Origin of the sequence: Streptosporangium sp. NPDC023963 (genome assembly GCF_040639135.1) — a bacterium.
Taxonomy (GTDB): Bacteria; Actinomycetota; Actinomycetes; order Streptosporangiales; family Streptosporangiaceae; genus Streptosporangium.
In genome coordinates, this window is the sequence record NZ_JBEZZK010000005.1 from 478,958 (window position 1) to 492,345 (window position 13,388).

Below are 13,388 nucleotides of genomic sequence, written 5' to 3' on the forward strand. Positions count from 1 at the left end.
GTTGAACAAACGACGAACGGGGATTGACCAGCGGGAACGTGTTCTACCCCCTGGTGTGAATTCGTCATTCTCGGCTACCGTTCATATGTGCCCCCCGAGACAGTCGAGGTCCGCCGCAGTTCTCGCCGCCGGCGGACGGTTTCTGCGTACCGCGACGGCGAGAAAACGATCGTGCTCCTCCCCGCCGGTCTGAGTAGCACCGATGAGGAACAATGGGTGCGCCGTATGCTCGATCGCCTCGCGGCCAAGGAGCAGCGCAGACGTCCCTCCGACGACGATCTCCTCGATCGGGCCGTCGATCTGTCGGCCCGCTACCTGGGCGGGGAGGCGAAGCCGTCGAGTGTGCGCTGGGTGGAGAACCAGCAGCACCGCTGGGGCTCGTGCACCCCTGATCACGGCACCATCAGGATCTCCACGCGGCTGCGGGGCATGCCGTCGTGGGTGGTCGACTACGTGATCATGCATGAGCTCGTCCACCTGCTGGTGCCGAGTCACGGCTCGCGCTTCTGGGCGCTTGTGGAACGCTATCCCAAGGCCGAGCGGGCGCGGGGCTTCCTGGAGGGATTCTCCACGGCGGCTCACGGTTCCGCGGAGGAATGTTGACGGAAGATCGAGTGGTGGCCGTTCTCGTCACGCCCTCCGTGGCGGACGCGGCTCCCCCGGGAGTCGACGCCACCGACTTCCTCACCGCCGTCGCCGAAGACGCCTACGAGCTCGTCGCCGGCCTGGACTTCGTCTCTCCCGTGGTGGTGACGAGCGTCCCGGGCATGGAGGAGATCGTCTGGCCGGGCACCCCGGTCGTCGAGATCCCCGATCTTTCCGGCGGCGCCCTGGTCGAGGCCGCCTTCGCGGCCCTGCCGTACGGCGAGCAGGCGGTCCTGCTGAGCGCCGACGCGCCCGACCTGCCCCCGCTGCTCATCGGCAAGCTCTTCCGCGAGCTCGGCAGGGCCAGGATCGCCGTCTGCCCGGACGCGGGGGGTGGCACGGTCGCGCTGGCCGCCCATCTGCCCTATCCGGCCTGGGCCGCGGTGGGCTTCGACGACCTCGATCCGATCAAGACACTCCGCGCCTCCGCGCCCGGCAGCCGCATGGTCGCCAGGGGCCCGGGCTGGCACCGCCTGCGCACCCCCGGCGACATCCGCCTCCTCGACCCGGGCCTGGAAGGCTGGGACAACACCCGGGCACTGCTCTCGCCCTGAGTCCTCGGATGATCGAGCGCCTGCTCACCCGTCCCGAAGCGCCCGAGTGCCCGAACCGTCCGGGGTCCAGGTGTCCGGCCCGTCCGGTGTCCGGCCCGTCCGGGTGTCCGGGCGGCTCAGGATGGTTCGTTCAGGCGGCCCGCGAGACCGGGTGCCCGGGTGCCCAGGTACCCGGCCCGTCAGGGCGAGGGCAGGCGCAGGTCGGCGAAGACGGCCCGGTGGTCGGTGCCGGGAACGGTGTGCACGCTGACCGCGTTCACTCCCACCCGCCGGTCCGCCACGACGTGGTCGATCGTGATCAACGCGGGGACGCGCTTGTTGACCGGCCACGTGGGGGTGAGGCCCTCCCCGGCGCTGTCGGCCGCGTCCAGATAGCCGCGGCTCAGGAAACGGCGCATGGCCGCGTGGTCGAGGCTGGCGTTGAAGTCGCCCGCGAGGATGCGGATCGTGTCGGGCGCGGCGGAGGGCAGCGCGTCCAGCGCCGCGGTCCAGTCGTACACCTGCCTGCCCAGCGGCGGGAAGGGATGCACGTCGACGATCTCGACGGGCTTGGCGCCGGGCACGGTCATCAGCGCGGCGGGCATGTTGTGCCCGATCGCCTCGAACAGGTTCTTCCTCGGCGTCAGCGGATACCGCGCGTACAGGCCGCTGCCCCCGGCGCTCCACTCCGGCTCCAGCACCTGGTACGGCATGATCTTCTCCAGCCCGGCCGCCTCCAGCTTCTCGACCATCCCCGGTGTCAGCTCCTGGGTGCTGAGCACATCCGGGTTCAGCCGCCGGACCAGATCCATCACGGCGCCGGGTTCGGCGTGCCCGAACAGGGTGTTGATCGTCAGCACCCGCAGGGGCGTCCCCGTCACGGGATCCCCGGAGCGGAAGGCCCTGGGGAGCACGCTCAGGCCGAGCGCCGCGGCGGTGACCAGCGCCACGGCCGTCGCCGCCCGGTTGCGGGCCAGCGCGGACAGCAGCACCGGCACGAGCGAGGCCGCGGCCACGTACGGGGTGCCGGTCATGAGCTGGGTGGTCAGCGAGTCGCGTTCGAGCCCGGCCACCCGGGCCACCGCCCAGGCGGCGAACGGGGTCACCGCGGCCCAGGCGAGGGTTCTGGGAATCCTCCAGCGGCGGCGCCGCGCCGGCGGCACGACCGTGCCTCCGACGCCTCCGACGCCCCTGTCAGCCACGATGTCCACACTCACAGTGCCCCGATCCGCTCCGTACAGCCTGATGAGGACGAAGATATCCGGGGAAAGGTGAGACAAGCGTAAAACGGTCCAACGCCCTCGGCGCATGCCCCGGACGGCCCGGAACCGGTCGCCGAGCCGCACGAGGCCGAGCGTCCGGTCACGTGGAGCGCAGGACCTCGCGGGCGCGGCGGGCCAGGCGGCGGGTCGCCTCGTCGGAGGGCTCGGGGATCTCCTCCACCGGGAACCAGCGCAGGTCGAGCGACTCGGCGCTGATCACGGCCTCCACGCCGGCGGGGGCGACGGCGCCGTACTCGACGTCGAGGTGGCTGCTGTGCGGCGGGTGGCACCAGACCAGGTGCCGGTCGAGCGCGAGCGGGCCCGGTAGCAGCCGCAGTCCCGCGATGCCGGACTCCTCGGTGGCCTCACGCAGCGCCACCGCCTCCAGGGAGGCGTCGCCGCGCTCGCAGTGCCCTCCCATGGGCAGCCACATCCCGGCCTTGGGGTGCAGCGTCAGCAGCACCCGCTCGCCGTCGTGGGAGAGCACCGCGGTCGTGGCCGTCAGGTGGCCGGGGACGCACTCGCGCCACATCGCGTCGTCATGGGCGTGGAGGTGCTCCAGGAACTCCTTGCGGAGGATCTCCTCCTCCGCCGTGGGCGCGTTCCACCCCGTGAGCACCTCCTTCGCGTCGGCGCGCAGGCTCACACGCCGCCGTCCCGGCCGCCGTCGTCCTTGCGGCCCTTCCCGTCGTCGTCGCCGTCCTCGCCCGGGGCGGCCGGAGGCTCCTGCCGCAGGGTCCCCTCCAGGGACGACAGGTCGAGCTCGGGCTCGCCCCGTACGAACCTCTCGGGGTTGTCGAGGTCGTCGGCGGTGGGCATCAGGTCGGGGTGGCTCCAGACCGCGTCGCGGCCGTCGACGCCCCGGTCGGCCTCCAGGGCCTGCCACAGGGCGGCGGCCTCGCGCAGGCGGCGGGGCCTGAGCTCGAGGCCGACGAGCGTGGCGAAGGTCTGCTCGGCGGGGCCGCCGGTCGCCCTGCGGCGCCGTACGGTCTCCGACAGCGCGGTCGCCGAGGGGAGCTTGCCGTCCGCGGCGCCGTCCACGACGGTGCCGACCCAGCCCTCGACCAGGGCGAGCATGGTCTCCAGCCGGGACAGGGCGGCCTTCTGCCGCTCGGTCTCCTCGGGCTTGAGCAGGTTGCCGCCGCTCAGCGCCTGCTGGAGCTGCTCGGGGTTGTTGATGTCGAGCCCGCGGAGCTGCTCCTCCAGCGCGGAGGCGTCCACCGTGATGCCCTTGGCGTACTCCTCCACGGCTCCGAGCAGGTGGGCGCGCAGCCACGGCACGTGCTGGAACAGCCGGTGGTGGGCCGCCTCGCGCAGGGCGAGGTAGAGGCGGATCTCCTCGGCGGGGGTCTCCAGACCCTGGCTGAACGCCGCGACGCCGCCGGGCAGCAGGGCGGCGTTGTCCGACAGCGGCAGGCCGATGTCGGTGGAGCCGATCACTTCGAGGGCGAGCGAGCCGACGGCCTGGCCGATCTGCTGGCCGACCATCATGCCGCCCATCTGCTTCATCATCCCCATCAGCGGCCCGGCCATGGCCTGTGCCTCCGGGGGCAGACCGGTGGCGCTGAGCGTGCCGCTCATGGTCTCGACCATGCGGGCGGCGATCGGGTCACAGAGTTTCTGCCAGACCGGGACGGTCTTCTCGATCCACTCGGAACGGCTCCACGCCTGGGGGTTGCTCACCCCGCTCGGCAGGGAGGTCGCCTCGTTGAGCCATAGATCGGCCAGATTCAGGGCGTCGACGATCTGGCGCCGCTCGCCCTCCATGACACTCGGATCGCCCTCGGCGACCACGACGTGCCGTGCGATGTTCTTCGCCATGTCCCAGTTGACGGGACCTGAGGTCGGCGGAGCGGAGAGCATGTCGGCGAACTGGCGCATTGCCGCTGCGATCTGCTCCGGGTTGCCGAACATGGCGAACGGATTCTCGTTGGGGTCGTTTTCCCGACCTGGCAAGTCAGTCACCGCTCTACCTCGTGCAGGATGGAGGAGTCCACATCCGCCACGTTATCCGTCGCATGGCGGGTCAGTGCAAAGTGAGGACCTGGTGCCTACCTCGAAACGCTCCCGGCCCCCCGTCGTCGCCGTCACCGGCGCCGCCTCGGGCCTAGGCCGTGCCTTCCTCGCGAAGGTCGCCTCGTCTGCGGATTTCCGCAGGGTCGTGGCCATCGACGAGCAGCGTGGCGATGTTCCCGACGTCACCTGGCGGGTCCTCGATGTCCGAGATCCGCTCTTGGCGAACCGCATATCTGATATTGACGTGCTCGTGCATCTGGCGGCCGACTACGCGCTCGACGTCAACCCTGCGGAGCGGCGCGCCTACAATCTGCGAGCGGCCCAGACGGTGCTCACCGCCAGCGCCGCCGCACGGGTGCGGCGGGTCGTGCTGGTCACCAGCGCCATGGTGTACGGCGCCGTTCCCGAGAATCCCGTCCCGCTGCCTGAGGGATCGGCGGTGGCCGCCGAGCCCGACACGGGCATGGTCGGCGACCACCTGGAGATCGAGGCGCTGGCCCGGCGCTCCCTGCGCAGCCATCCCGGTCTCGGCGTGACCGTGGTCCGGCCCGCCGCGGTGGTCGGTCCCGGCGTCGACAGCGTGGTGACCCGGCACTTCGAGGCGCCCAGGCTGCTGACCGTCAAGGGCTGCAGCCCCCGCTGGCAGTTCTGCCACGTGGACGACCTCGTCTCGGCGCTTGAGATGGCGGCGCTGGGCACGGTCTCGGGGGTGGTGGCCGTCGGCGGCGACGGCTGGCTGGAGCAGGAGCAGGTGGAGGAGATCTCCGGACTGCGCCGGCTGGAGCTGCCCGCCGGGCTGACCTTCGGGACCGCCCAGCGCCTGCACCGCCTCGGCGTCACCCCGGCCCCGGCCACCGACCTGCACTACGTCGTCTACCCCTGGGTGGTCGACTGCACCGCGCTGCGCGAGGCCGGATGGAAGCCCCAGTGGAGCAACGAGGCCGCGTTCGAGCAACTCCTGGAGTTGCGTGAGGGCAAGCACGCCGTCGTGGGCCGCCGCCTGTCCGGCAAGGAGGCCACGCTCACCGCGGCCGGCGCCACCGTCGCCGTCCTCGGCACCGCGGCGATCGTCCGCGCCGCCCGCAAGAAGCGCCGCACCTGAGGTTCGCGCGGGGCGAACGGCCCGCGGGTGGCCACCGGTTCGTATGGGTTCGTATGGACCGTGCGAGTTCGTACGGTCTCGCATCGTCACGTGGGCATGAAGGATGACGGGGCAGGGCGAATCGGATGCCTGTCCCTGAGGGGGTGCGCGGCCGAACGCCGTTTTTCCCGGGCGGTACGCTTTGCGGCGTGGATGTCATCCGGTTGCTCGATATTCGCGACAGCGCGCTCTCCGTCGACGAGGTGCTCGCCGCCGTCGGTGACCACGCCGCGGGCGGCACGACCGTCTTCGTCGGCACGGTACGCGAGCAGGATCACGGAAAGCCGGTCACGAGCCTGTCCTACTCGGCGCACCCGAGCGCCGTGGACGAGCTCCGCCGGGTGGCCGAGAAGATCGCCACGGACTTTCCCGTGACCGCCCTGGCCGCCGTCCACCGGGTCGGCGACCTGGAACTCGGCGACATCGCGGTCGTCGTGGCGGTCGCCGCGCCGCACCGGGGTGAGGCGTTCGAGGCCTCCCGCAGGCTGATCGACGACCTCAAGAGCCAGGTCCCCATCTGGAAGAACCAGCTTTTCACCGACGGCTCCTCCGAGTGGGTCGGGGCCTGCGAGTGAGCCCGGCCGGCGGGTGCGCGGCCGTCGGCGCGGCGGCGTCGGGGTGCGGTTTCATGACCTGTCGTACGGCATAGGCTTTGTCCATGTCCCGACGAGCGCTGACCCTCATGGTGGCGGGCTTCCTCACGCTCATGCTCGCGCTGGTCGGCGCCGTGCTGCCGGTGCCGTACGTCGTGCTGAGCCCCGGGCCGACCGAGAACACGATCGGCGACGTCGACGGCAAGCCGGTGATCAGCGTCGAGGGGCGCCAGACGTATCCGACGGAAGGCAAGCTCAGCCTCGTCACCGTCGCCTACCAGGGCGGGCCCGGCACCAGGATCGACCTTTTCAGCGCGCTCAGGGGATGGATCGATCCCACCATCGCGGTCGTGCCCGAGGAGACGATCTTCCCTCCGGCGACCACCGCGAAAGAGGTCGAGCAGCAGAACACCCAGGAGATGACCAACTCCCAGGACGACGCGACCGCGGCGGCGCTGACGGAGCTGAAGATCCCCTACAGCTCGGTCGTGACCGTGGCCTCCACCGAGAAGGGCCTGCCGGCCGACGGGAAGTTCAAGGTCGGCGACGAGATCGTCTCGGTGGACGGCACGCCCGTGTCCGACCGCGAGACCGTCTCCGCCTCCGTCCGCAGGCACAAGCCGGGCGAGCAGGTCAGTTTCATCGTCAACCGGGGCGCCCAGAGCGTGACCGTCGCCGTTCCGACCGCCGCGGGCAAGGACGGCAACCCCATCGTGGGCATCACCATGCGGGTCGGCTACAAGTTCCCCTTCCAGGTCAAGATCAACGTCGGTGACGTCGGCGGGCCGAGCGCGGGGATGATCTTCTCCCTGGGCATCGTCGACAAGCTCACCCCCGGGGCGCTGACCGGCGGCAGGTCCATCGCCGGGACCGGGACGATCACCCCTGAGGGTCAGGTCGGCCCGATCGGCGGCATCCAGCAGAAGATGGTCGGCGCCAGGAAGGCGGGCGCGACGATCTTCCTCACCCCCGCGGAGAACTGCGCCGAGGCGGTCAAGGCGATCCCGGCCGGCCTCAGGCTGATCAAGGTCTCGACCCTGCACGAGGCCGTCCAGGCGGTCGACGCGCTCCGCACCGGCTCGGGTTCCGTGCCGAGCTGCCCGGCCGGCTGACCCCGGAACCCGGAACCGCACGGGAAGAGAAGCCCGGAAAGCGGGACGCCACGCCCGATCCACGAAAAAGATCAGGTTTTCCGGTCCCGGACCTCGTCGCGGGGCACTCATCAGGCCTCTCGTACGTTGGACCTGTGGACCCGAGACCAGCGGGCGTTGTGGCCGGACCGTGCCCGAAAGGCTGACCGCGACCCAACTCCCGCCGGTGTAGGTTGCCAGACACGGACCGTGCTCTTACGACAAGGGGTTGGCCTTGAGCTTCCGGACCCCCGGAGCCGGCAGGGCAATGCGCTTGCCCCGCCGGCCACGACTGCTAGTTCCCGTCGCGATCGCGCTGGTCGCGATAATCGCGTTGTTCTTCCTCTTTGCCAGTATTTTCACCGATTACCTCTGGTACGACTCGGTCGATTACACGGCCGTCTTCTCCGGCGTGGTCGTCACGCAGATCCTGCTCTTCATCGTCGGCGCGTTGCTGATGGTGGGCATCGTCGGCGGCAACATGCTGATGGCGTACCGGATGCGGCCGATGTTCGGCCCGGGGATGTTCGGCGGCGCCAGCGGCGCCGACCGGTACCGGATGGCCCTCGACCCGCACCGAAAGCTGATCTTCCTGATCGGCGTGGCGGTGCTCGGCCTGTTCTCGGGATCGTCCTTCTCCGGTCAGTGGAAGACCTGGCTGGAATTCGTCAACGCGACGCCGTTCGGCGAGGTCGACCCGCAGTTCAAGATCGACATCTCCTTCTTCATGTTCACCTATCCGTTCATCCGGATGGTGCTGAACTTCCTGTTCGTCGCGGTGGTGCTCTCCGCCCTGCTGGCGGCGATCGTGCACTACCTGTACGGCGGGTTCCGCCTCCAGTCACCCGGCGTGCACGCATCGCGCGGCGCCCGGGCGCATCTGTCGGTGCTGCTCGGCGTCTTCGTGCTGCTGAAGGCGATCGCCTACTGGGTCGACCGGTACGGGCTGGTCTTCTCCGACCGGGGATTCCGGCACGGAGCCTCGTACACCGACGTCAACGCGGTGCTTCCCGCCAAGAGCATCCTGGCGGTCATCGCCCTGATCTGCGCGGTCCTGTTCTTCGCCGGGGTCGTGCGATCCGGCGGAATGCTGCCCGGCGTCGGCTTCGGGCTCCTGGTGCTCTCGGCCATCCTGATCGGCGGGGTCTACCCGGCCCTGGTCGAGCAGTTCCAGGTCAAGCCGAACCAGCAGGGCAAGGAGCAGGAGTACATCAAGCGCAACATCGACGCGACCCGAAAAGCCTACGGCGTCGACAACGCCGAAGTGATCGACTACACGGCTCAGGGCGACCCGACCAAGGTCAACGTCACCGCCGACAGCTCCATCTCCGGCGTGCGCCTGCTCGACCCGAGCCTGGTCGCCAAGACCTACCAGCAGAAGCAGCGGATCCGCGGTTACTACGACTTCCACGAGCCGCTCGACGTCGACCGCTACCCCGACGCCAACGGCACGATGCGCGACACCGTCGTGGCCGTGCGAGAGCTCACGGGACCGCCGGCGGAGCAGAACAACTGGATCAACCGGCACCTCGTCTACACCCACGGCAACGGTTTCGTGGCCGCGCCCGGCAACGAGGTCGACTCCGAGGGCCTGCCCAACTTCGACGCCAAGGACATGCCGGTCACCGGCGCCCTGGTGGACCGGACGAAGCTCAAGGAGTCGCGGATCTACTTCGGCGAGGCACCCGGCTCGACCGAGTACGTCGTCGTCGGCGGCACCGGCCAGCAGAAGCAGGAGCTCGACTACCCCGAGAGCGGCGGCACCGGCCAGAAGAACACCACCTACGACGGCAAGGGCGGGGTCCCTGTCGGGTCCTTCCTCAACCGGATGCTCTACGCCGCCAAGTACGGCGAGATCAACCTGCTGCTGTCGGGTGACGTCAACGCGAACTCCAAGATCCTCTACGAGCGCAACCCGCAGGCGCGGATCGCCAAGGTGGCGCCGTTCCTGAGCCTGGACGACAACCCCTACCCGGCCATCGTCGGCGGCAGGGTGGTCTGGCTCGCCGACGCGTACACCACGTCCAACGCCTACCCGTACTCCCAGAGCAAGAGCCTGGAGGCGATGACGCGCGACACCATCACCGACCCGCGCCTGGTGGTCCCGCAGCCGCGCGACCAGATCAACTACATGCGCAACTCGGTGAAGGCCGTGGTGGACGCCTACGACGGCACCGTCAGCCTGTACGCCTGGGACGAGAAGGACCCCATCCTGCAGACCTGGCGCAAGGCCTTCCCCGGCGTCATCAAGCCGCAGACGGAGATGTCGACCGAGCTCAAGCAGCACCTCCGCTACCCGGAGGCGCTGTTCAAGGTCCAGCGTGACGTGCTCTCCCAGTACCACATCTCCGACCCGAACGCCTTCTACAGCGGCCAGGACTTCTGGAACGTCCCGAACGACCCGTCGTCGGGCGAGCGCGACATCAAGCAGCCGCCGTACTACCTGTCGGTCAAGATGCCGAAGACCGCGGCGCCGTCGTTCTCGCTGACCACCACGTTCGTGCCGCGCCAGGGGCCCAACCTGGCCGCGTTCATGGCCGTGGACGCCACCCCGGGAGCCGACTACGGGAAGCTGCGCATCCTGCGCATGCCGTCCAACACCACGATCCCCGGGCCCGGCCAGGTACAGAACAACTTCCAGAACAAGTTCTCCGGCGAGCTCAACCTGCTCGGACTCGGCCAGGCGAAGGTCCGCTACGGCAACCTGCTGACCCTGCCGTTCGCCGACGGCCTGGTCTACGTCGAACCGGTCTACGTGGAGATCGCGGCCGCCTCCGGCCAGGAGCCGTACCCGATCCTCCGCCGTGTCCTGGTGGCCTACGGCAGCAAGGTCGGTTCGGCCGACACGCTCAAGGGCGCGCTGGAGCAGGTCTTCGGCGACGGCACCCAGGCGGCGCCACAGGAGGAGGCCAAGCCGGGCGAGGCCAAGCCGGCAGAGGAGGCCAAGCCCGCCACCGCGCTGGCCCAGGCCATCGACGAGGCACAGGCGGCGTACGACAAGGCGCAGAAGGCACTCCAGGAGACCCCGCCGGACTGGGTCGAGTACGGCAACGCCCAGAAGGAGCTCCAGGCGGCGCTGTCGAAGCTGAAGGGCACCGAGGCGACGACGGGCGCCACCCCCACCCCGTCGCCCTCGCCGTCGGGAACCCCGGCGCCGTCGGCGACACCGTCCGCCACGCCGGTCCCGTCGGTCACACCGAGTCCCTAGGAGACACCTGAGGGCCCAGCGCTATTCGATTCGCGTCCACCACCAAAGCCGGGTATGGTTAAGACATACACCGACGCGGGGTGGAGCAGCTCGGTAGCTCGCTGGGCTCATAACCCAGAGGTCGCAGGTTCAAATCCTGTCCCCGCTACAAGAGAAGGCCCCGGTCGCCGGAAACGGCGACCGGGGCCTTTGTGTTGTCGCTCCTTCCCGGAAAGACCGGTTTTTCCCTCAAAAGGTTCTCCGTCGAAAACCCGCTCCCGGCGAAGACCGGACGCGTGTCTCGTGAAACTCGCCTGCACCGGCGGGTATGCGGATCCACGACACGATCCCCACCCGAGGTCGTCCCGGCCTCGCGGCGCTCGTCATCGGTCCTGCAGAGGGGCGGAAGGGGGCGGACCTCCGGGCCGCTTTCCCGGCGTCACGGAGGCACTGAGCCCGCACCGCACGGGTGCCCCGCCCGTCTGCCCCGCCCGTCCACCTGCTCGGCCTCATCAGGTCGGTGACCACGGCGCCGCCCTGGCGCCCCGGCCGCCGCTCGGCCGGCCCCGCCCTCTCCATCGGTGGCTTCGCGCTCGGTGGTTTCGCGCAGTCGACGACGGGTGGCGCGGACATCACCGTCATTCACGTGCCTGTGGCACCCGGGCTCGTCGCCCGCACCGTGGCCTCACCGACCTGGGCAATCTCCCGCGGCCCGAGCTCTCGCGGACGGGACGGCGCGGGCACGCCACCCCGCGTTCCCGCACCGATTTGCAGCCGGAGGGGGATTCCGGATATTGTTCAAACACACACCGACGCGGGGTGGAGCAGCTCGGTAGCTCGCTGGGCTCATAACCCAGAGGTCGCAGGTTCAAATCCTGTCCCCGCTACCAATCGAAAGGCCCTGATCTTCCAAAGATCAGGGCCTTTCGCATTTCCGGCAGCCGGAACCCGCCTTTCTGCGCCGGGGCATCACACCGCCGTAAGCACGGCGGGCGAGAGGTACTTCGAAAGATGCCGAGTCCGAGAGGTAACGTGCCGCTGTGGCCGAAACGTCCGAACCCGTTCTGCGCTGGCGCGTGCGCCGTGACCTCCTCATCATGAAGATCGTCGCCGCGCTCGCCTTCGCGGTGCTCACGGTGTCGACCCTCGGCGACCTTCGAGGCGCGATCCTGGCGGGTGTCGCGTCCGCGGTCCTGGCGGTCCTGGCGGTGCGCGACGTCCTCGCTCCGGTACGGCTGACCGCCGACGGAGAGGGCCTCGTCGTGGTGAAGGGCTTCGCCGGATCCGAACGGGTGCCGTGGAGATCCGTCGAACGCATCCGGGTGGACACGCGGACCCGCTTCACCTCGCGCACGGAACTCCTGGAGATCGACACGGGGGAGGGCATTCACCTCCTCAGCCGGTTCGACCTGGGGGTGCCGTGCCGGGAGGTGGCCGACGAGCTCCGCTCGTTCCGGACGGGTTCGTAGCCTCTCCGGACTCCACCGGACCGGCCGAAGGGCCAGGCTCCCGCGGGCCGTCACCGGCCACGCCTTCGGGGCACCGCCACGGGCCGGGACCCGGCGCCGGTCGGCGGCCGCCGAGGCTCGGCCCGCGATGACGTTCGTCAGGCTCTCACCCTCACCCGGCGATGTCTCGGGACGAAACTGGGCTTGGTACGGCGTACCAGCAGACTCGCCTTGTAGAGAGCCCAGCAGGTGAGGAAGGTCCCGAAGGAGACCTGTCCGATCCACGTCCACGCCGGGGTCTCGACGGCCGCGAACATCACTACACCGGTCCAGACAAAGCCGAAGACGCCCACGAGGGTCGCCGCAGCCCAATTCAGCCCTCGCTGCAACATGCCTGGAGTCTTACAGATCTTGGTTCAAGGCCAGGTCAATGACGCGGAACGCCTCATCGTGGGAGGCTACGGCTTGTGCCGGCACACCTCCGCGCGCGAGATCCGCCGGTGCCCATCGGGGTGGCCCCGAGAGGGGTCTCCTCGAGGCAGGCCAGCAACGCCGCCGCGGTATGGGCGTCGGCGAGGATCCGGTTCACCTCGTCCTCGGATGTCGGGAGCTGGCCACGCTTGGCGAGCTCGTCGGTGAGGAAGGTCAACGGCTCCGGATAGCCGGCCGCCTCCGCGGCGACCGTCGCCCGAGCCGCGGTGAGGAGACGCAGATAGTAGGCGCGGAGGGTCGCCTCTCTCATACGTGCGTCTTCAAGGTCGTTCAGCAGAGACCTGGCAACCCTCAGTAGGTCACCTGGATGGTCGGCCTCCGCGTCGATGTGCGCGCGGATGTCGTCGAACTCCGAGCGGGTCATGGTGCTCACCTCCACGGCGGAGTCAGGATCCTGACCCTCGCGCCTACTTCGTATCCAGAGTCGATTGCGAATGGCTTGACGTCTGGTTGCGCGCTTCGACTTCCTATGACTGTTTGGGACGCGCGAGTCTCCGGGATGGTTGGCAAGTTGTCTCTGTGACGTGAGAGTCCTGGTAGTGTTCTTTCCGCAGGGCAACGAAGTCCCAGGTTTAAACCTCCTGAGGCGGACGAACTGCCCAGCAAAACCCTCTCTGATCCCGGCAAATCGGGCGTGTCCGTACGATTGGACAACGACCGGATGTTGGAGTAAGTTAGAGGGGTTGCCCTGGAAACGGGGCAGTCGCAATCCTAGCGGGTTCGGCGGGATCGAGTCGAGAGTCGGAAAATCCGACAGTTTGACACGAAACCGGCACTCCTGATAAGATAGTGACACGAAATGGAACGCCCCGGAGTTGTGGCCGGACCACTTGGTCGGGTCAGGGTGATGGTGTACGCGTCCGTTTCTTGAGAACTCAACAGTGTGTTAAAAGCCAGTGCATGAAGCACAATCCCGTCCAACCCATCCTGTGGGTGGGGGA

12 protein-coding genes and 2 tRNA genes are annotated in these 13,388 nt (G+C 69.1%); 9 read left to right on the forward strand and 5 right to left on the reverse strand.

Translation table 11 applies throughout. From position 1 onward, the window contains the following. The first annotated feature begins 87 nt into the window (after positions 1–87). The gene (locus AB0F88_RS19790) at positions 88–603 is read left to right on the forward strand and encodes a M48 family metallopeptidase (protein ID WP_329085638.1); all 516 of its coding nucleotides are present in this window, start codon (positions 88–90) and stop codon (positions 601–603) included. A gap of 14 nt (positions 604–617) precedes the next feature. Then, entirely contained in the window at positions 618–1,199 is a 582-nt protein-coding gene (locus AB0F88_RS19795; protein ID WP_362685545.1) for a hypothetical protein, read from the forward strand. A gap of 179 nt (positions 1,200–1,378) precedes the next feature. Here AB0F88_RS19795 and AB0F88_RS19800 read toward each other — a convergent pair whose 3' ends face one another. From AB0F88_RS19800 to AB0F88_RS19810, 3 genes are all read right to left on the reverse strand, one after another. Next, positions 1,379–2,380 carry an endonuclease/exonuclease/phosphatase family protein gene (locus AB0F88_RS19800; RefSeq protein ID WP_362685548.1) on the reverse strand — a complete coding sequence of 334 codons (1,002 nt, stop codon included), beginning with the start codon at positions 2,378–2,380 and terminating at the stop codon, positions 1,379–1,381. A 160-nt stretch (positions 2,381–2,540) separates the two neighbouring features. Further along, on the reverse strand, positions 2,541–3,086 hold the full coding sequence (locus tag AB0F88_RS19805; protein ID WP_362685551.1) for an NUDIX domain-containing protein: 546 nt from the start codon (positions 3,084–3,086) through the stop codon (positions 2,541–2,543). Beyond that, positions 3,083–4,405, reverse strand: coding sequence for a zinc-dependent metalloprotease (locus tag AB0F88_RS19810; RefSeq protein WP_362685554.1), 1,323 nt, complete (start codon positions 4,403–4,405; stop codon positions 3,083–3,085). The genes AB0F88_RS19805 and AB0F88_RS19810 overlap by 4 nt, the downstream gene beginning before the upstream one ends. 79 nt (positions 4,406–4,484) lie before the next feature. Between AB0F88_RS19810 and AB0F88_RS19815 the strand changes: the two genes are divergently transcribed. From AB0F88_RS19815 to AB0F88_RS19845, 7 genes are all read left to right on the forward strand, one after another. Then, positions 4,485–5,558 carry an NAD-dependent epimerase/dehydratase family protein gene (locus AB0F88_RS19815; RefSeq protein ID WP_362685611.1) on the forward strand — a complete coding sequence of 358 codons (1,074 nt, stop codon included), beginning with the start codon at positions 4,485–4,487 and terminating at the stop codon, positions 5,556–5,558. 188 nt (positions 5,559–5,746) lie between these two features. Then, entirely contained in the window at positions 5,747–6,172 is a 426-nt protein-coding gene (locus AB0F88_RS19820) for a molybdenum cofactor biosynthesis protein MoaE (protein ID WP_362685557.1), read from the forward strand. Positions 6,173–6,255: 83 nt separating this feature from the next. Then, positions 6,256–7,302: a PDZ domain-containing protein gene (locus AB0F88_RS19825; protein ID WP_362685560.1), complete on the forward strand. Its 1,047-nt coding sequence runs from the start codon at positions 6,256–6,258 to the stop codon at positions 7,300–7,302. 286 nt (positions 7,303–7,588) lie between these two features. Further along, the gene (locus AB0F88_RS19830; RefSeq protein WP_362685563.1) at positions 7,589–10,528 is read left to right on the forward strand and encodes a UPF0182 family protein; all 2,940 of its coding nucleotides are present in this window, start codon (positions 7,589–7,591) and stop codon (positions 10,526–10,528) included. 74 nt (positions 10,529–10,602) lie between these two features. Further along, positions 10,603–10,676, forward strand: a tRNA-Met gene (locus tag AB0F88_RS19835). A 644-nt stretch (positions 10,677–11,320) separates the two neighbouring features. Beyond that, positions 11,321–11,397, forward strand: a tRNA-Met gene (locus tag AB0F88_RS19840). Between the two features lie 150 nt (positions 11,398–11,547). Further along, positions 11,548–11,976, forward strand: a complete 429-nt coding sequence (locus tag AB0F88_RS19845; protein ID WP_362685566.1) for a PH domain-containing protein — start codon at positions 11,548–11,550, stop codon at positions 11,974–11,976. A gap of 137 nt (positions 11,977–12,113) precedes the next feature. Here the strand turns inward: AB0F88_RS19845 and AB0F88_RS19850 are convergent, their stop codons facing one another. Next, the gene (locus AB0F88_RS19850; protein ID WP_362685569.1) at positions 12,114–12,347 is read right to left on the reverse strand and encodes a hypothetical protein; all 234 of its coding nucleotides are present in this window, start codon (positions 12,345–12,347) and stop codon (positions 12,114–12,116) included. A gap of 53 nt (positions 12,348–12,400) precedes the next feature. Continuing rightward, positions 12,401–12,811 (reverse strand): hypothetical protein, encoded by a 411-nt coding sequence (locus AB0F88_RS19855; RefSeq protein ID WP_362685572.1) that lies wholly within the window; start codon positions 12,809–12,811, stop codon positions 12,401–12,403. Positions 12,812–13,388 lie beyond the last annotated feature (577 nt).

Excerpts from the sequence above, each read along its gene's own strand:
- AB0F88_RS19850 (WP_362685569.1), bottom strand. The coding sequence starts at position 12,347 with ATGTTGCAGCGAGGGCTGAATTGGGCTGCGGCGACCCTCGTGGGCGTC.
- AB0F88_RS19830 (WP_362685563.1), top strand. The coding sequence starts at position 7,589 with ATGCGCTTGCCCCGCCGGCCACGACTGCTAGTTCCCGTCGCGATCGCG.
- AB0F88_RS19855 (WP_362685572.1), bottom strand. The coding sequence starts at position 12,811 with ATGACCCGCTCGGAGTTCGACGACATCCGCGCGCACATCGACGCGGAG.
- AB0F88_RS19825 (WP_362685560.1), top strand. The coding sequence starts at position 6,256 with ATGTCCCGACGAGCGCTGACCCTCATGGTGGCGGGCTTCCTCACGCTC.